At 47.5% G+C, this 18,634-nt stretch carries 16 protein-coding genes and 1 pseudogene; 11 read left to right on the forward strand and 6 right to left on the reverse strand.

Annotation, left to right across the window (positions count from 1 at the left end):
• The first annotated feature begins 11 nt into the window (after nt 1–11).
• The 9 genes and pseudogenes from leuB (at nt 12) to folC (ending at nt 10,642) form a co-directional block, all read left to right on the forward strand.
• Nucleotides 12–1,082 carry a 3-isopropylmalate dehydrogenase gene (leuB, locus tag Q7C_RS12075; RefSeq protein ID WP_014705060.1) on the forward strand — a complete coding sequence of 357 codons (1,071 nt, stop codon included), beginning with the start codon at nt 12–14 and terminating at the stop codon, nt 1,080–1,082.
• 23 nt (nt 1,083–1,105) lie between these two features.
• Nucleotides 1,106–2,128 (forward strand): aspartate-semialdehyde dehydrogenase, encoded by a 1,023-nt coding sequence (locus Q7C_RS12080; RefSeq protein WP_014705061.1) that lies wholly within the window; start codon nt 1,106–1,108, stop codon nt 2,126–2,128.
• 29 nt (nt 2,129–2,157) lie between these two features.
• Nucleotides 2,158–4,974 carry a FimV/HubP family polar landmark protein gene (locus Q7C_RS14115; protein ID WP_083839471.1) on the forward strand — a complete coding sequence of 939 codons (2,817 nt, stop codon included), beginning with the start codon at nt 2,158–2,160 and terminating at the stop codon, nt 4,972–4,974.
• A gap of 14 nt (nt 4,975–4,988) precedes the next feature.
• On the forward strand, nt 4,989–5,768 hold the full coding sequence (gene truA, locus Q7C_RS12090; RefSeq protein WP_041367189.1) for a tRNA pseudouridine(38-40) synthase TruA: 780 nt from the start codon (nt 4,989–4,991) through the stop codon (nt 5,766–5,768).
• A gap of 36 nt (nt 5,769–5,804) precedes the next feature.
• Nucleotides 5,805–6,419 carry a phosphoribosylanthranilate isomerase gene (locus tag Q7C_RS12095; RefSeq protein ID WP_014705064.1) on the forward strand — a complete coding sequence of 205 codons (615 nt, stop codon included), beginning with the start codon at nt 5,805–5,807 and terminating at the stop codon, nt 6,417–6,419.
• Complete coding sequence (gene trpB, locus Q7C_RS12100; RefSeq protein ID WP_014705065.1) at nt 6,412–7,632, forward strand: tryptophan synthase subunit beta; 1,221 nt, start codon at nt 6,412–6,414, stop codon at nt 7,630–7,632. The genes Q7C_RS12095 and trpB overlap by 8 nt, the downstream gene beginning before the upstream one ends.
• 8 nt (nt 7,633–7,640) lie before the next feature.
• Nucleotides 7,641–8,462, forward strand: coding sequence for a tryptophan synthase subunit alpha (gene trpA / locus Q7C_RS12105; RefSeq protein WP_014705066.1), 822 nt, complete (start codon nt 7,641–7,643; stop codon nt 8,460–8,462).
• Nucleotides 8,463–8,479: 17 nt separating this feature from the next.
• Nucleotides 8,480–9,339, forward strand: a pseudogene (gene accD / locus Q7C_RS12110) (acetyl-CoA carboxylase, carboxyltransferase subunit beta).
• Between the two features lie 13 nt (nt 9,340–9,352).
• Nucleotides 9,353–10,642 carry a bifunctional tetrahydrofolate synthase/dihydrofolate synthase gene (gene folC / locus Q7C_RS12115; RefSeq protein WP_014705069.1) on the forward strand — a complete coding sequence of 430 codons (1,290 nt, stop codon included), beginning with the start codon at nt 9,353–9,355 and terminating at the stop codon, nt 10,640–10,642.
• Here folC and Q7C_RS12120 read toward each other — a convergent pair.
• The 3 genes from Q7C_RS12120 to trmB all read right to left on the reverse strand — a co-directional run bounded on the left by Q7C_RS12120 (nt 10,634) and on the right by trmB (nt 14,496).
• Entirely contained in the window at nt 10,634–12,466 is a 1,833-nt protein-coding gene (locus Q7C_RS12120; RefSeq protein WP_014705070.1) for an AMP-dependent synthetase/ligase, read from the reverse strand. The genes folC and Q7C_RS12120 overlap by 9 nt on opposite strands.
• Nucleotides 12,451–13,737, reverse strand: a complete 1,287-nt coding sequence (locus Q7C_RS12125) for an OmpP1/FadL family transporter (RefSeq protein WP_014705071.1) — start codon at nt 13,735–13,737, stop codon at nt 12,451–12,453. The genes Q7C_RS12120 and Q7C_RS12125 overlap by 16 nt, the downstream gene beginning before the upstream one ends.
• Nucleotides 13,738–13,806: 69 nt before the next feature.
• Entirely contained in the window at nt 13,807–14,496 is a 690-nt protein-coding gene (trmB, locus tag Q7C_RS12130) for a tRNA (guanosine(46)-N7)-methyltransferase TrmB (protein ID WP_014705072.1), read from the reverse strand.
• A 318-nt stretch (nt 14,497–14,814) separates the two neighbouring features.
• On the opposite strand from trmB, the gene edd reads away from it, so the two are divergent.
• A complete protein-coding gene (edd, locus tag Q7C_RS12135; protein WP_014705073.1) occupies nt 14,815–16,638 on the forward strand; it encodes a phosphogluconate dehydratase in 1,824 nt (607 codons plus the stop codon).
• Nucleotides 16,639–16,653: 15 nt separating this feature from the next.
• Complete coding sequence (locus Q7C_RS12140) at nt 16,654–17,286, forward strand: bifunctional 4-hydroxy-2-oxoglutarate aldolase/2-dehydro-3-deoxy-phosphogluconate aldolase (RefSeq protein ID WP_014705074.1); 633 nt, start codon at nt 16,654–16,656, stop codon at nt 17,284–17,286.
• 66 nt (nt 17,287–17,352) lie between these two features.
• Here Q7C_RS12140 and Q7C_RS12145 read toward each other — a convergent pair whose 3' ends face one another.
• The 3 genes from Q7C_RS12145 to Q7C_RS12155 all read right to left on the reverse strand — a co-directional run bounded on the left by Q7C_RS12145 (nt 17,353) and on the right by Q7C_RS12155 (nt 18,556).
• Nucleotides 17,353–17,556: a cold-shock protein gene (locus Q7C_RS12145; RefSeq protein ID WP_014705075.1), complete on the reverse strand. Its 204-nt coding sequence runs from the start codon at nt 17,554–17,556 to the stop codon at nt 17,353–17,355.
• A 232-nt stretch (nt 17,557–17,788) separates the two neighbouring features.
• Nucleotides 17,789–18,259, reverse strand: a complete 471-nt coding sequence (locus tag Q7C_RS12150) for a helix-turn-helix domain-containing protein (protein ID WP_050954409.1) — start codon at nt 18,257–18,259, stop codon at nt 17,789–17,791.
• Nucleotides 18,260–18,280: 21 nt separating this feature from the next.
• Nucleotides 18,281–18,556, reverse strand: coding sequence for a cupin domain-containing protein (locus Q7C_RS12155; protein WP_014705078.1), 276 nt, complete (start codon nt 18,554–18,556; stop codon nt 18,281–18,283).
• Nucleotides 18,557–18,634 lie beyond the last annotated feature (78 nt).

Here is an 18,634-nt window from a genome sequence, read left to right on the forward strand (position 1 = left end):
AAAGACAACTTATGACTCAAAATATTGCAGTATTGGCCGGCGATGGAATAGGCCCGGAAATTGTGAATGAAGCCATTAAGGTATTGAATGTACTTAAGCAAGAAGGGCTTAGTATTGACTTGCACGAGGGCTTAGTGGGCGGTGCAGCCTACGATGAGACCGGTTCACCGTTACCAGAAGCAACGTTAGCGCTGGCGAAACAAGCAGATGCCATTCTGCTGGGGGCTGTAGGCGGCTACAAATGGGAATCACTGGATATCAGTGTTCGTCCTGAGAAAGGCTTATTAGGACTGCGTTCGGCGCTAAATTTATTTGCAAACTTGCGCCCCGCTATTTTGTATCCTCAACTAGCAGATGCCTCGACTTTGAAACCAGATGTTGTTGCCGGACTGGATTTGATGATCGTGCGCGAACTGACCGGCGGCATCTATTTTGGCCAGCCACGCGGTATCAGAACCTTGGATGATGGAGAGCAGCAAGGGTTTAACACGCTCATTTACCGTGAAAGTGAAATTGAGCGTATTGGTCGGGTTGCGTTTGAAATTGCACGCAAGCGGGGGAGTCGGGTTTGTTCAGTCGATAAGGCCAATGTGCTTGAGTGTACGGAGTTATGGCGCAATGTGATGACGCGTATTGCTGCTGATTACCCTGATGTGGAACTGACGCATATGTATGTTGATAACGCTGCAATGCAGTTAGTTCGTGCGCCAAAACAGTTTGATGTGATGGTAACGACCAATATGTTCGGTGACATTTTGTCTGACTGTGCATCTATGTTGACCGGTTCAATCGGCATGTTGCCATCTGCGTCGCTCGATGCCAATCGAAAAGGCATGTATGAGCCAATCCATGGGAGTGCGCCTGATATTGCTGGAGAAAATAAAGCCAACCCACTGGCAACGATCCTGTCAGCTGCTATGATGCTACGTTATACGTTGGGTGAGGCTGACAGAGCGGATCGTATTGAACAGGCTGTGAGTCGGGTGCTGGATCAGGGGTTACGGACAGCAGACATTTTCTCTGAAGGCATGACGTTGGTTTCTACCAGTGAAATGGGTGATGCCGTGGTAGCTGCCCTTTAATTGATTAAGTTTTAAGGTGTAATGTGAGTAAAAAAATAGATGTTGCGGTTGTTGGTGCTACAGGTGCAGTTGGTGAAACCATGCTGGAAATCCTGCATCAACGTCAATTCCCAGTAGGTAAAGTGTATGCCTTGGCCAGCGAGCGTTCGGCAGGTTCGACCGTATCATTTGGCAATAAATCGTTAATCGTTGAAGACTTGGCGACGTTTGATTTTTCAAAAGTCCAGATTGGACTTTTTTCGCCCGGTGCCAGCGTTTCCGAAATTTACGCGCCCAAGGCGGCTGCAGCAGGTTGTGTCGTTATTGATAATACCTCGCAGTTTCGCTATGACGATGATATTCCGTTAGTTGTGCCAGAGGTCAATCCGGATGCCATTGCGGGTTATACACAACGCGGCATCATTGCAAACCCAAATTGTTCGACAATTCAAATGCTCGTGGCACTGAAACCTATTTACGATGCGGTGGGTATTGAACGCATTAACGTCTGCACTTATCAAGCGGTCTCGGGTAGTGGTAAGCCTGCGATGGATGAATTGGCACGACAAACCGCTGACTTGCTCAATGGTCGATCAGCCAATGCCGAGGTTTATCCCAAGCAAATCGCGTTTAATGTGATTCCACAAATAGATAAATTTATGGATAACGGCTATACCAAAGAAGAAATGAAAATGGTTTGGGAAACCCGGAAAATCATGGGCGATGAGGCGATCCAAGTGAATCCGACTGCTGTGCGTGTCCCTGTTTTTTATGGTCATTCCGAAGCCGTGCATGTCGAAACGCGGGAAAAAATTACCACAGCACAGTTACAGGACCTATATCGAGCGGCACCCGGTATTGTGCTAATGGATGAGCGGCAGGATGGCGGTTATCCAACTGCCGTCACTGATTGTTCAGGTCAGGATCCTGTTTATGTAGGTCGAATTCGTGAAGATATTTCACATCCTAAAGGCATCAATCTCTGGGTGGTGGCGGATAACGTTCGCAAAGGTGCGGCATTAAATAGTGTGCAAATTGCAGAAGTTCTGGTAGAAAAATACCTGTAATAAATAACGTCGACAGGGAAGGGCAGGAAATGAGGCAAACACAGATGCGGCGGACGGTGGTCATAACAGTGTTCAGCTTGATGTTTCCGGCGAGTAGTTGGGGATTTGGTTTGGGACAGATTGCGGTGTCATCTGCTTTAAACCAGCCTTTCCAGGCGGAAATACCGGTTACTGCATTGCGACCTGATGAACAGGGTAATCTTGACGTTGTTCTGGCTTCGACCGCGGAGTTTAATCGAGCGGGGCTGGAACGTTCGCTGTTATTGACCCAACTGGCTTTTGAAATAGTCGAACAAGGGGAAATGGCGACAATAAAAATCACCTCGTCTGCACCAGTTCGAGAGCCGTTTATTGACTTTTTAATCAGTGCTTCAGCTGGTCAAGGTCGAATCTTGCGAGAATATACGGTGCTATTGGATCCGCCAGAAATGGTGATGAGCCGGCCCGCTCAATCATCATCGTCTGCTTCGACTGTCACCACACCATCTGCTGTGCCACCAAGCGCACCGCCTGCTTCGTCGTCAGTACCGCCCGCGACTTATCAGGTCAAACGCAATGATACACTTTGGCGAATTGCGGAACGGACCAGAAGCGCGGCATCAGTTACCGTACAGCAACAAATGCTAGCGATTTTGAAAGCGAACCCTGGCGCATTTAAAGACAACAATATTAATGGTCTGCAGGCCAATGCTCTTTTACAAATGCCCAGCATAGAAGCAGCTATGATGCTATCGGCTGCGCAGGCTGCGCAAGCCGTTAGAACGCAAACGCAAGCGTGGCAAAACCGTGCTCAGCCATCTGTGCCCACTGTCACCCCGAACACAGCGGCCAATGTAAGCCCGAATCAACGTGTAGAAGAAAATGCTGGCAATGCGGATGCAGAAAGTCAGAATGCCGATTTATCACAAGATATGCCATCTTCGGTGTCGAATACAGCAACCTCTCTTGAAGCAGAATCGCGACTGGAAATCGTTGCAGGCGAACAAGATGGTAATAACGACGCGGATCCAATACAAACCGGGGATCCCGATATCAAGCGGCTTACCGAGCAGCTAACCCTTGCCGAAGAGACTATTGAAGCGCAAACGCAAGAAAATATTGATTTTAAATCGCGCATGGATGCGATGGAGGATCAAATTGATACCATGCGACGCTTGTTATCGCTTAAAGATGCCGATCTAGCCAGGCTTCAGGCGATGTTGGAAGATGGTGTTCTTGAAGACATAGCGGTACCAGGCTCGGCTATTGGTTCGAGTGACAATAGGGTATCTGAAGGTTCAACCGAAGCAGATTCAACCGAAGCAGGTTCAACCGAAGCAGGTTCAACCGAAGCAGGTTCAACCGAAGCAGGTTCAACCGAAGTAGGTTCAACCGAAGTAGGTTCAACCGAAGTAGGTTCAACCGAAGTAGGTTCAACCGAAGTAGGTTCAACCGAAGTAGATTTAACCGAAGCAGATTTAACCGAAGCAGATTCAACCGAAGCAGATTCAACCGAAGCAGATTCAACCGAAGCAGATTCAACCGAAGCAGATTCAACCGAAGCAGATTCAACCGAAGCAAATTCAACCGAAGCAGAACTGAAGAGCACCACGTCGGATAATGCTAATGCGCTGGCAGCGGAAGCAAACGAAAACGAAATGAGCTTGACGGGCGTGGATAAGGCCAAGCACATGTTGTCCGCTGTGGTTAGCGATGGTACTGCAAAGCGTGCAGCTGGTTTTGTTCAACAGTTTATGGTTGAAATCCTGTTGGGTTTATTGCTGTTGTTATTACTAATTTGGATGCTGATTCGCCGTCGGCGACAGGTGGTGACCTGGGATGAGGTGATCGAACAGGAGCAACCGATTTTTAATGCTGATGAACATAATGAAATTGAACCGGATGTTGCCGATGAGTTCGTACCTCTCGAACCAGAGCCAGCACCGGATGTTGAAGTCCCACCAACGAAAACAGTTGATGAGTGGGTGGCGCAGGCGGATATTTTTGTTGGCTATGCTGATTACAGTCAGGCAAAAACAGCATTGGAAAAAGCATTGCATCTGGCTCCTGATGATAAGGCCATCATTACTAAGCAGCTCTTTGTATTGTTTAAGCTAGAAGATCCTTCCGCCTTTGATCGTTTACTTACTGCGTCAGATTTGTCAGTTGATGATCCGCAGTGGGAGGATATTCGTGAGTGGGGCGCCATTTTACTACCGGACGATGCACGGTTTGAGTTACCGTTAGAAACTGATGAAGTCAGTCTGAATGATACGTTTGAGCATGATTCATTCGCTATTGATGAGGTAGCGGATACCGAAACGCAACCGGACGAGCCTGCTCAGGAAATAGAGGAAGTTAAAACAGACATACCCCTTGAATTTAATATTGAGGATTATGCTGAGGTAGAAGATGAAATGACACAACCGGCATCGACGTCTGACGCTGATATGACCTCGCAAGCAGCTGATACTTTTGATGCAGAACGGCTTGATGAAACAGATCATGAACCGCTCGAGTTAGATATTAATTTCGATGACAATGATGCTGCGGATAAGGAATCAGATACGGATGAACTGGCCGCGTTTATGGCCGAGACTGCAGAGCAAAACCCATTGCCAGTAGGTAAAACGCAAGAAGAAGACGATATTTCCGAGTTGGATTTAAGCGATCTAGAGCAGGACTTGGATTTTGACTTGAGCGGATTTGACGAAATTGATGAAGCGGAAACCAAACTGGATTTGGCTGCGGCGTATATTGACATGGATGATGCTGAGGGCGCCAAGGGCATTTTGCAAGAAGTTCTCAGCGAGGGAAGTGACGAGCAAAAACACCGTGCTCAGGCACTACTCGATACGATAAGTTGAGAGACGAACGGCTGGTGAGAATTGCCTTGGGAGTAGAGTACGACGGGTCGCGATTCAATGGGTGGCAAGCCCAGCCGGGACAACGGACTGTGCAACAAAGCCTGCAACAAGCTGTTTCTGTCGTTGCGGATGCCGATATCACAGTATCAGCGGCTGGGCGAACAGACGCGGGTGTGCATGCATTGAATCAGGTCGTCCATTTTGATACGCAGGCGCGCCGCGCAGACCGGAACTGGCTGCTGGGTATTAATACCAATTTACCCGATGACATCGCTGTTAACTGGGTCAAGGCAGTTGATACACAATTTCACGCCCGCTTCTCTGCGACAAAACGACGTTATCGTTATCTCGTGTTAAATCGACTTTGCCGAAGCGCACTTCATCATCAGCGAATGTGGTGGTTTTATAAACCGCTTGATATTGCCCGTATGCAACAAGCCGCTTCGTTAATGCTGGGGCAGCATGATTTTTCGGCTTTGAGGGCAAAAGAATGTCAGGCGAAAAGCCCCATCAAGACTCTCGACCAAATCCAAATTATCCGGCGAGGTGATTGTATTGCCGTTGACGTTGAAGCGCGGTCATTTTTACACCACATGGTCAGAAATATCATGGGTGTCTTAATGGCGGTGGGGGAAGGCAAATATCCACCAGAATGGGTCAACACGGTGCTGGCGAGTCGTAATCGGGATGCCGCCGGTGTTACCGCGCCGCCAGAAGGATTATTCCTGACAGAAGTATGCTATCCCCCCGAATATTCTTTACCGACAGTGTCCGCTTTCCCGGTGCTCTGGTAAAGTAGATACCTGTTTAGTTTGAATCAATAACAAAGCATGCGAACCCGGGTCAAAATTTGTGGCATAACGCGCCGCCAAGATGCTGAATTTGCAATAGAAATGGGCGTTGATGCACTGGGGCTGGTTTTTTATGAACCCAGTCCCAGAGCTGTAACGGTGGCGCAAGCGGCCGAGTTGACCCGCGATTTACCACCATTCGTTTCCATCATTGGCTTGTTTGTTGATGCATCACCGGCATTAATTAACGAAGTTCTGGATAATGTCCCGGTCAGTATGTTGCAGTTCCATGGCGATGAATCGCCCAATGATTGTTCCTCTTACGGATTGCCTTATTTAAAGGCGATTCGCATGCAGGAAAATGTTTCGTTGATAACGCAAGCTGTGACTTATCAGCATGCTGCAGGTTTATTGTTAGATAGTTATCAAGTCGGTGTACCAGGTGGAACTGGTAAAACTTTTGATTGGTCAAGGATTTCTCCCATTGATAAGCCGGTCATTCTGGCTGGGGGGCTAACACCAGATAATGTTCGCAATGCGATTAACGATGTTAATCCCTATGCGGTCGATGTCAGTGGTGGTGTAGAAACTGCCAAGGGAATTAAAAGTCACGCTAAAATAAGCGCATTCATGCAAGAGGTCGCTAATGGCTGAAAATTTAAGTAAAGATTATTATCGTCACTATCCGGATAGCAATGGTCATTTTGGCCCTTATGGTGGTCGGTTTGTCGGTGAAACGTTGATGGGCGCGATTGCAGAGCTTGATGCATCGTATCAGCAGTATCGTCTTGATCCGGATTTTTTAGCAGAAATGGATCGAGACCTGGCAGACTATGTTGGCCGTCCATCACCTATCTATCTGGCAGAGAACTGGACCCAAAAATTGGGTGGCGCTCAAATCTTTTTGAAACGAGAAGATCTGAATCACACTGGGGCACATAAAGTGAATAATACGATTGGTCAGGCATTACTGGCTAAACGTATGGGCAAAACCCGGATTATTGCAGAAACTGGCGCCGGGCAACATGGTGTTGCTAGCGCCACAGTGGCAGCAAGGTTAGGGCTTGAATGTGTTGTCTACATGGGCGCGGAAGACGTTGAGCGTCAGGCACAAAATGTGTATCGAATGAAGTTGCTGGGGGCTACGGTTGTTCCGGTCACTTCCGGTTCTAAAACATTAAAAGACGCCCTGAATGAAGCATTGCGTGATTGGGTGACCAATGTTGATACGACTTTTTACATCATTGGCACGGTAGCCGGCCCCCATCCTTACCCGGCCATGGTAAGAGACTTTCAGTCGGTGATTGGGCGTGAAGCCCGAGAACAAATGTTAACGCGCACAGGAAAATTGCCAGATGCATTAGTTGCTTGTATCGGCGGTGGTTCAAACGCCATCGGTCTATTCCATCCATTCATTGAAGACGATGCGGTCGCCATGTATGGTGTTGAGGGGGCTGGACAGGGTATTGAAACCGGTAAACATGCTGCGCCATTATGTGCCGGAACACCAGGTATTTTGCATGGTAACCGGACGTACCTAATGCAAGATTCGGCAGGTGAAATTATTGAAACGCATTCGATTTCAGCCGGCTTGGATTATCCAGGTGTTGGACCAGAGCACGCTTGGTTGAAAGATATTGGTCGAGCAAATTACGTCTCTGTAACCGATGAAGAGGCCTTGACAGCGTTTCACGAGTTGACGCGTTCAGAAGGCATAATCCCGGCTTTGGAAACCAGCCACGCGCTTGCCTATGCCAGTAAACTGGCACCAACAATGCGCCCTGACCAAAGTATTCTGATTAATGTTTCAGGTCGAGGTGATAAAGACATGCATACCGTCGCGGCGATGGCCGGTCTAAGCTTTTGAGGTAGTGAATGAGTCGAATTAATCAATGTTTTAAAGATTTAAAAGCCAACGGCCAGACGGCGCTCATTCCCTATGTGACAGCAGGCGACCCGGAACCTTGGGTAACAGTGCCACTGCTACATGCACTCGTCGATGCCGGGGCGGATATTATTGAACTAGGTGTACCGTTTTCTGACCCAAGCTCTGACGGGCCTGTCATTCAAAAAGCGTGTGAACGCGCCTTGCAAAACGATGTGTCTTTGAATCATGTGTTGGAGATGGTGAAACAGTTTCGGGATAAAAACCAAACAACTCCGATTGTCTTGATGGGATATGCCAATCCGATCGAAGCCTATGGCTATGAAGCTTTTGCTGAAAAAGCCAGTGTGGTCGGGGTGGACGGGGTATTAACTGTCGATATGCCGCCAGAAGAATCAGACCTTTTTCGTGAGCAATTAGAAAAACATGAGATTGACACCATCTTTCTCGTGGCACCTACAACATCGGAACAACGTATGAAATTAATCGCTCAGCATGCGCGTGGTTTCATTTACTATGTTTCTATTAAAGGCGTCACCGGCACAGCGGCTTTGAATGTTGATGAGGTATCGGCGAAATTAAGTGTGTTACGCAATGTGACCGCATTACCATTGGGCGTAGGTTTTGGCATCCGTGATGGTAAATCTGCCGCGGCAGTTTCCGAAGTAGCCGATGCAGTGGTTGTTGGCAGTACGCTGGTGCGTTGTATTGAGGAGCATGCCAATCGGCCGCAGGAACTTCCTGCCGCTGTAGCAGCCATGCTTGCTGAAATGCGGCATGCGATTAATGCCCGTGATTTGGCTAGCGCCTGAAACTTGAGGAATAAAAAATGAGTTGGTTTGAACGCTTAATTCCATCGAAAATTCGCACGACAGCACGCAGCCGATCTGTACCTGAGGGAGTTTGGTGCAAGTGTCCTGAATGTAGCAACGTTCTTTACCGGGCAGAATTAGAACGTAATCAAATGGTCTGTCCCAAATGTACTCATCATGAGCGAATCAATGCCAGACAACGTCTGGGGCATTTCCTTGATGAAGAAAATCGTTATGAACTGGCAGACAAAGTCATGCCCGTTGATACCTTACGTTTTAAGGATAGTAAGCGTTACAAAGATCGAATTGCACAAGCGCAAAAGTCCACGGGCGAAAATGATGCTTTACTGGCGATGCAAGGAACATTGAAAGGGCTGCCAGTTGTTGTCGTGGCTTTCGACTTTTCTTTCATGGGCGGTTCTATGGGCTCGGTCGTTGGCGAGAAGTTTGTCCGTGCAGCGAAAATGGCTTTAACCAAGAAAATCCCATTAGTCTGTTTTTCTGCCAGCGGTGGCGCGCGAATGCAAGAAGGGTTGTTTTCGTTGATGCAAATAGGCAAAAACAAAGTGCCATTTTGGCGCAATTGGCAGAAGCTAAAATTCCATTCATCTCGGTAATGACCGATCCAACCATGGGCGGTGTTTCGGCTAGTTTGGCTATGTTGGGTGATGTGAATGTTGCCGAGCCAAAAGCGCTGATCGGTTTTGCCGGCCCTCGCGTGATTGAACAAACTGTGCGTGAAAAACTGCCGGAAGGCTTCCAGAGAAGCGAGTTCCTGCTCAGTCACGGCGCGATTGATATGATCATTGATCGACGCCAAATGCGAGACAGATTACACAATCTGTTGAGCATGATGCAGCAACGCGCTGTCGCCTGATCTGATTTCCGATATGCGGTTTGATAACTTGTCAGCCTGGTTGGCGTGGCAGGAAACACTTCATTTTAAAGAAATTGACCCGGGCCTGCTTAGAATTCGGACTGTCTGGAAACAGTTGCATGGTGAATCTGCACTAAATTTCAAGATTGTGACGGTGGCTGGCACCAATGGCAAAGGCTCGTCGGTTGCGTTGCTGTCCTCTATTTGTCGTGCGGCAGGCTACAAAACAGCGAGTTATACTTCCCCTCATTTATTATCTTACAACGAACGTATTGTTATCGATGGAGAACCGGCCAGCGATACGACCATTTGTCATGCCTTTGCAGCCATTGATGACGCGAGAGGGGACATATCGCTGACTTATTTTGAGTTTGCCACGTTGGCGGCGATGTGGATTTTTTGTCAACAAAAAGTGGATGTTGCCATTCTGGAAGTTGGCATGGGAGGCCGACTCGACGCCGTCAATTTATTTGATGCCGATGTCGCATTGATAACGCCTGTCGCTCTGGATCACATGCATTGGTTGGGCGATACAAGAGAAAAAATTGGCGCTGAAAAAGCCGGTATTATGCGTTCTGGGCGTCCTGTTGTCTGCAGTGAAGCGCATCCTCCTGAATCGGTTTTAAATATCGCACAGCGTTTACAGGCACCCGTCACCCAGGCCGGATTAAATTTTACCTATCAAGTTGAAGGCAATCAGTGGCATTGGCAGGGTGATGAGACAACAATGCGCAACTTGCCATTACCGGCATTACATGGCCAATATCAATTAAAAAACAGCGCTGCTGTGTTGGCCGTTATCCATTTATTACAACATCACCTGCCGGCGCTGAATGAGGCGGCTATTCGTACTGGTTTGCAACAGGTCTCATTGCAAGGCCGATTTCAGATTATTCCCGGACCAGTTCAACGTATTTTTGATGTGACGCATAATCAGCAAGGCGCCGAAAACCTTTGTCAGGTTTTGCGTGAAACGCCTTGTGCGGGAAACACATTCGCCGTGGTTGCGATGTTGCGTGACAAAGATGCCAGCTCGGTTTTTGCTGCTCTCGAAAATCAAATTGACCGTTGGTTCGTGGGTGGCTTGATAGGCGAGCGTGGTCAATCTGGTGCCACGTTGGCCGCCAGCTTGCTATCGGTGATACCCAACGCCAGCTATGATGTTTTTGAGAGCGTGCAGCAGGCCTATCATATTGCGATGGCACAAGCCGAGGCGAGTGATAGAGTGCTGATTTTTGGTTCGTTTCATACGGTCGAAGCCGTGATGCGGGAAATCCCTGAGCTACTTCCTGTCTCAAGCTGAATCAGCGGCAAATAACGCATCGATATCCGCTTGGTAGCGTTTGATAATCGCTTCGCGACGTACTTTCATTGTGGGCGTAAGTAAACCGTTTTCAATGGTCCATGGGTGTAATGTCAACGCTATTCTGCGGATACGGACATAAGCGGGAAAGTCTCGCAACAAATTCCGACACCGCTTCAATACAGTCTGTTGTAGGGTTTTATCCTGCAAGCTGTCAGATCGCATTGGATCAAGTCCTAATGATTGTGCCAGTGCCTGCCAGGCCTCACCATCTAATACCAATAAGGCTGCCAGATAGGATTGACCCTCACCAACGACGATCGCTTGCTCAAACAGGGGATCCTGTAACAAGGCATTTTCGATGTCTGACGGCGGAAATTTCTCGCCATTGCTTAACACTAGAATATCCTTGATGCGACCAGTAATGTGGATATAACCCTGTTCGTCACACTTTGCCTGATCCCCAGTATGCAGCCAGCCATCGACATCAATCGTTTGGGCAGTGGCTTTATGATTATTCCAATAGCCCAGCATTTTTCCTGGACCATCAACGAGTAGTTCCTGATTTTCTGGGTCGATTTTGGTGGTGACACCTGGGATCGGCGGGCCAACACTTTGCGGACGGTTTTTTTCAGGCGGATTAACGCTGATAATCGGGCTGGTTTCAGTCAGTCCGTAGCCTTGTATCAGTCGTAACTGGAGTCCGATAAACAGTTTTGCCGCATAGCCGGGCAAAGCAGCGCCTCCACTGACGGCTAATCGTAGACGCCCACCGAGACGTTGCAGGAATTTGTCCGCAATTTTATTTCCTAATATCGGCCAAAGTATTTGAATCACATGCCAGTTAGCTTGCTTTTGTTGCCATAAAAATCGTCGCCATCCGGCGTGAATCACTAGTTTGAATAAACATTTTTGAAACCAGGACTTTGTCGCTAATTGCTGGTTTAGTTGTGCAGAAAAACGTTCGAAAAGCCGTGGTACAGCTATCAGGATAGTCGGTTTTACTTGCCGTAAATCGTCCGGCAATTTTGCTACTCCCCGCGAGTAGGTAACGCTGGCACCAGCCATCATGGGTAGATAATAACCACCCGTGCGTTCCAAGGTATGTGATAAGGGGAGGAAGGAGAGAAACACATCATCATGAAAAACATCAAAAAACTGCAGCGCACCATAGGCTACTGAGAGCATGTTTTGATGACTGAGCATGACGCCTTTAGGCCGTCCCGTGGTGCCCGAAGTATAGATAATGGAAGCTAATTTATAGCCATCCAAATCTTTTCTAATCAGCGTTTGGTGTGGATAACGGTCTAACCATCTGTCGCTATCCAAAACAGCAATATCGCCTTCTTCATCTTTTTCCAAATTTAGAATGACCACTTTTTCAATGGCATGTTGTTCTGTCAAAGCAGACTTTAGCTGTTGCCATTGTCGTTTTGATTGAAGTAACAGGATTTTGCTGTCCGTTTGCTCCAAAATATAGGCCATATTGTCCGGCCGATCTTCAGGATAAAGCGGCACAGTGACTAGCCCCAGACTCATCGCTGCAATGTCGAAGTAAACCCACTCTGGGCAATTACGCAGATTTAATGCGACGCGCTCACCCGGAGTTAGTCCTGCCGAAGCGAGTGCGCGCTGCCATCGACTAATCTGCTCAGCTGTTTGTTGCCAGGTGAGACTGTGCCAACGCTGACTCGCTGCATCAAAATACTGGTACGCTGTGTTATCGGGACAACGCGCCAAACGTTCAAAGAAAAGACCAGGTAAACTGCCCGCAACGTCAGGGGCAATCACATCTACCTGTGTTGGGTTTAATTGAGTATCCACCGCATTTGTACCGCAAACAGGTCAATATGGGTCTGATAAGTCCCATTTAGTCGGTAGCCATTATCGTTCACATCATCAATGTGGCTGTCTGACACAAATAAATGCGCGTAGGCAGCGTCGATCTTGATATTTTCATTGTAAGAATAGGTCGCACCAAACGCTAGCCATTTACGATTTTGATCTGGAATTCTGGGGGTGCGTAATGTGCTGTCAGGAACCGGCGTTTCGTCATAAGCAATGCCGGCGCGCCATTGCCATTGGTTACCAGGCGTATACTCTATTCCGATACCGTAGCGCATGGTGTCATCCCAATCTTGCGTTTTTTCACTGTTCAAGGCCACAACAGGGGAGTCAATAATCAAGGCATCAAACCGGCTCCAACGCGTCCAGGTGGCATCGGCCATGATCGCCCAGTTTGAATTAAACTGATGATGCAATGCCAATGACACAATTTCAGGTAACGTCACACTGCCAGATATTTTACCGTTTTCTGCGCCACCGGCAGCAGCAATAGGTTCAGCACCGGATGGAATTCGAAATTTTCCGTCTCCTTCTAAATCATGCTTTATCTTGGAGCGATAACTCAAGCCAAGTCGGGTTTTTGGTGTGAACTGATAAGTCAGGCCAAGGTTGAATCCCCAAGCCCAATCATCACCCAAGACTTTGGCCTGACCATCCAGCATCTGAGATTGCCCAATAGCCGCGCCAAAATCAACAGCCTGAGATAGCTCAATATCGGCGTATTGCAAACTGATACCAGCTCCTAAAGCTAATTTTTCAGTGGCCTGAAAGGCAATGGAAGGATTAATGTTGACCGTTTTTAAATCTGATTTTCGAGCATGATAGCGACCAATCCAGTTGTCGTGATAATCGGTCACTAAACCAAAAGGTGAGGTGATGCCTATGCCTGCTGTCCATCCATTGCCCAGAGGGTGGACATAATACAGATTTGGCAAAATGGCATTTTCACCCGGATCCCCCCCATCAGCCCCAGTCAATGCGCTGCCGTCGGGGAGACTTGAATCGGCATTATCAAAATCAACGGTTGGCGCAATGTAATTCAAACCCAGTGCCATCTCACGTTGTTCAAGCGCTGCCATGCCAGCAGGGTTGAAAAAAATAGTGCTCGCATCATCGGCAACTGCCGCGCTGCCAGAAAAGGCACGACCAAGGCCAGTCACACTCTGTTCTATCAGCGCATAACCGGCGGCACTGGCTTGACTTGCCCCCAGAGAAAACAATAAAAATAAACTTAATTTAGACAATGACATGGCGCGCAAATCTCGAAAAAAGGTAAGGTATTCGCCTAACCTAATCCAAGCGATCTGTCAGTGCAAGCTTTAATTGCATTTTTCGAATAATAAATCCCAGACGCCATGCCCTAGCCGATGACCACGTTGTTCGAACTTTGTGATGGGGCGATAGTCCGGGCGTGGAATAAAACCATCGTCGTTACCAAGGTTTTTAAAATTCGGGGATGCTCCTAAATCCTGCAACATTTGTTCAGCATAATCTTGCCAATCTGTTGCCAGATGGATCTGTCCCTCAGGAGATAATTTGCTGGAAATAAGTCGAATAAAATCGGGTTGGATAATACGTCGTTTGTGGTGACGTTTTTTATGCCATGGATCCGGAAAATAGAGTTGAACACGTTGCAATGCGGCATCCGCAATGCGTTCACGTAACAAAACAACCGCATCCATACAAGCAACACGAACATTGCTGAGATCAAGCTCATGAATCGACTTTAATAGTTGGCCAACGCCGGGACGGTGCACTTCGACACCGATAAAGTCAAAGTCAGGTTGTGCCGCCGCCATTTGAGCCAGGGAGGCACCATTGCCAAAACCAATTTCCAGTACTTTGGGGTTATCACGACCAAACAAGCCGGGTAAATCCAGTTGCTGACCAACTTCATCGATACCCCATGTTGCCCAATGCGCATCCAATGCTTTTTGTTGTCCGGGTGTCAGGCGTCCTTCGCGTCGTACAAATGAGCGTATTTCGCGCCGATAAACGTTATCATGCATTCTAAAGTCTCTTTAATCAGACGCTTTTTCAGGGCGTCAAAAAGTCGCTTATGATACCTGAACTGGTTCGTGGCTGCAGGCTGGCAGAGTGCGATGATGGCTGGTTGGTACCTGATGAGAAAATCGACTTTCAGTGGGCTTGAAATTTGCTGTTTATGACTGCGATGATTGCTTTGATCGTGCCAAATTCTTTGTCAGCAGCTATAATTACGCCTCTGTCATGACAGTTCTAATGGATTAACGCTGCTGCATTGTACGAGTAAGTGGCCTCAGAATCCGCCACTTCGATAACACTAAAGAGTTACGAGAGAGAGTAATATGGTTCACCCGGTATTAGATTCGCTCACCAATGAAGTGATTGAGCGCAGTAAAAAACACCGTTCAGCATACTTGGCCAGAGTTAACGAAGCGGCAAATAAAGGCCCGCATCGTCTGACTTTGGGGTGTGGTAACTTGGCTCATGGTTTTGCCGCATGCCCAGCCTCGGAGAAAGACGATCTGGCTGCTGGTGCCAAGGCCAATATTGGTATTATTACGTCTTACAACGACATGCTTTCAGCGCATGAGCCGTATAAAGATTTTCCTCAGCTTATCAAGGAAGCCGCACGCGAAGCAGGTGGTGTGGCTCAAGTAGCCGGTGGTGTACCGGCTATGTGTGATGGCGTCACTCAAGGTCAGCCAGGCATGGATTTGTCCTTGTTCAGCCGAGATGTGATTGCCATGTCAACCGCGGTTGGCCTTAGCCATAACATGTTTGACGCGGCGATGATGCTTGGCGTCTGTGACAAAATTGTTCCTGGTTTGCTGATTGGGGCGCTGAGTTTTGGCCATTTGCCAACTATTTTTGTGCCAGCAGGGCCGATGCCAAGTGGCCTGCCAAATAAAGAAAAAGTGCGCATTCGTCAGCTCTATGCGGAAGGCAAGGTGGGTCGTGATGAGTTATTAAAAGCCGAGTCAGAATCTTATCACAGCCCTGGTACATGCACATTTTACGGTACTGCAAACAGTAATCAAATGATGGTCGAGATCATGGGCTTGCACTTGCCTGGCGGCACCTTCATTAATCCAAATACGCCATTGCGTGATGAGTTGACCAAAGAAGCGACCAGACAAATTCTCAAATTTACCGAGTTTGGTAATGATTATCGTCCGATTGGGCATATGATCGATGAAAAGGCGATTTTGAATGCCATTGTTGGTCTGTTAGCGACCGGCGGGTCGACTAATCACACGATGCATATCGTAGCGGTCGCTCGTGCGGCAGGTATTTTGATTAATTGGGATGATTTTGACCGTTTATCTCAAATTATTCCGCAGATGAGTAAGGTTTATCCAAACGGTAGTGCCGATGTAAACCATTTTCAGGCTGCTGGGGGTATGGGCGTGCTGATTGGTGAGTTGATCTCAGCGGGCTTATTGCACGAAGACATTATCACCGTTGCTGACCAGAAAGGGCTGAAAAACTATACCAGAGAGCCGAAGCTTATTGATGGCAAGTTAGTTTGGCAGGATGCGCCGGAAAAATCTCTCGACTTGGAAGTGATTGGGAGTGTCGCGAATCCGTTTGCCAAAACTGGTGGTGTCCACGTTATCAAAGGTAACTTGGGTCGTGGTGTTTCAAAAATCTCTGCGGTAGAACCAAAACATCGCGTTGTCGAGGCGCCAGCCATGGTTTTCGATGATCAAGATGATGCCGTTGCGGCCTTTAAGCGGGGCGAGCTGGAAAAAGATGTGATTGTTGTGCTGCGCTTCCAGGGTCCTAAATCAAATGGTATGCCAGAACTGCACAAATTAAGTTCGCCACTCGGGGTATTACAGGATCGTGGATTTAAAGTTGCGCTGGTTACTGATGGCCGGATGTCAGGCGCATCCGGTAAAGTGCCTTCTGCCATTCAAATGTGCCCTGAGTCAGCGGAAGGTGGTCCGCTTACCCGTCTGAAAGATGGCGATATGATTCATCTCGATACCGAAAAAGGCATTATGAATGTGTTGGTTGATGACAATGAATTCAATGCCCGTATGTCATGCATGATGGCAAACACAGAACACCATTATGGTTGTGGTCGTGAGCTGTTTGACAGCTTCCGTGCCGGCGTCTCCTCAGCAGAAGAGGGCGCGATCAATATGTTTAATGTCGAATAATTCAGGAAGGTAATCATGAGCAGAACGATTCATGACATTATGAAGGTCTCACCGATTGTCCCGGTGATGGTCATCAATGATGTCAAACATGCGGTACCACTTGCTAAAGCCTTGGTAAAAGGTGGCTTAAAAGTGTTGGAAATCACCTTACGAACAGACGCAGCACTGGAGTCGATTCGCCAAATTAAAGCGGAAGTACCTGATGCAATCGTCGGTGCCGGTACGATTATCAATATTGAAACGCTGAATGCGGCTATTGATGCCGGTGCAGAATTTATTGTCAGCCCGGGAACGACAGAGACACTCATTGACGCGGCATTGAAAACAGGTGTGCCATTGTTGCCCGGTGTGGCTAACCCGAGTGAAGCAATGCGTTTGCTGGAAAAAGGCATAACAGCAATGAAATTTTTCCCTGCTGAAGCCGCAGGTGGGGTACCGATGTTGAAATCAATTGGTGCGCCAATTCCTCAGATTACCTTTTGTCCAACAGGTGGTGTTAGTCAGAAAAATGTTAAGGATTACTACCGTCTGAAAAATGTCGCTTGTGTAGGCGGATCCTGGATGTGTACGGCCAGTCTGGTTGATGCAGAAAACTGGGAAGAAATTACCCGCTTAGCCTCGGAAGCAATTGAGCTGGCAACCGCGTAAGCTGATACTTTCATGCAAAAAAAAGCCCCGAAAGTCGGGGCTTTTTTGTATCCGTTGCAGTAAAAATTACAGCGCAACGATATTTTCTGCTTGAGGGCCTTTAGCACCTTGCGTCACAGTGAATGAAACGCGTTGACCTTCGCTCAGTGTTTTAAAGCCTTCGCCTTGGATTTGGCGAAAATGTGCGAAAACGTCTGGACCATTTTCTTGCTCAATAAATCCAAAACCTTTTGCTTCGTTAAACCATTTAACGGTACCAGTAGCTGACATAAATCGTGTCCTGTTTAAATCTTTAATAAAATGCCTTTGCAGGCGATAACGCTGAAAGTGACGCGGGGTTTTTGAAGACAGGACGATAACCGTTTAGGAGTAACGCTAAAAAGAAAACATCGAACGTGCAGTCAAAAATATAGCTGAACTTGCAGGTGAATTAAGCCTATAGCGCTTTGCCACGAAAGTCAAAGAATATTTAACGTGGCGCGCTAGCGACGGTTCAATAAAATTATTTCTTCTTTTTTGACGATTTTTTAGATTTTTTCTTTTTGTCTTTTTTATCTGTTTTTTTGTTTGTCGTCTTTTCGGACTTTTTTACCTTCTTCTTATTTTTTTTGGATTTTTCCGCGACGTTTTCATTGAGGTGGCTAAAGCAATTCAGTTGGCGTGTTCGAAACCGGCCTTGCCAATAACGCACTTGCGATATAGTCAGGCCCGTTGCATCTGCTGCAGCTGACTGTGTCACTCCATCTGCAAGCACCAATATTGCTTTGGCTCGAGGCGCATCCGGTGTGGCGGTCTCAGACAATTTGATTAAGGCTTTGCGCTCTTTTTTGCTGATAGATAATAACGCGCTTGATTCAGTCACGGGCGGCTCCCTATGTGAATGATGCAAAGACTTATCATGCGATGCCGAGCCAGAAAAGGCAATAAGACCAGATAAACACTTTGAGTAAATTGACTGAAATAAAAAAGGCATCCTGAGATGCCTTTGTTGGGTTTAGTCGTAGTGGTAATGTTTTTTCAGTGTTTTGGTCACTTTCCACATACTTTTCAGACCGGTTGGGAATTCAACATAGTCACCAGGGACAATCGTTACCGGACTACCACCATCCGGAGTGACTACAATTTCACCTTCCAGAATGTAAGCCTTTTCGGTTTCGTCAAAATCGAGGCGAAATTCAGTAACGGGGCAATCCCAAATATCCCAGCCTGGCACACCCATTTCTTGTAGCTGTGCTTCGCTGAGGTTTTTTACAATCTTGATTTCTGGCATAGCATTCTCTTCAATTAAAAAATGTTTCTGCTGTTAAGCAGGTCTAGATGACGGCAAGATAATAGCAAATGTTACCTG

This window comes from Methylophaga frappieri (assembly GCF_000260965.1).
Lineage (GTDB): Bacteria > Pseudomonadota > Gammaproteobacteria > Nitrosococcales > Methylophagaceae > Methylophaga > Methylophaga frappieri.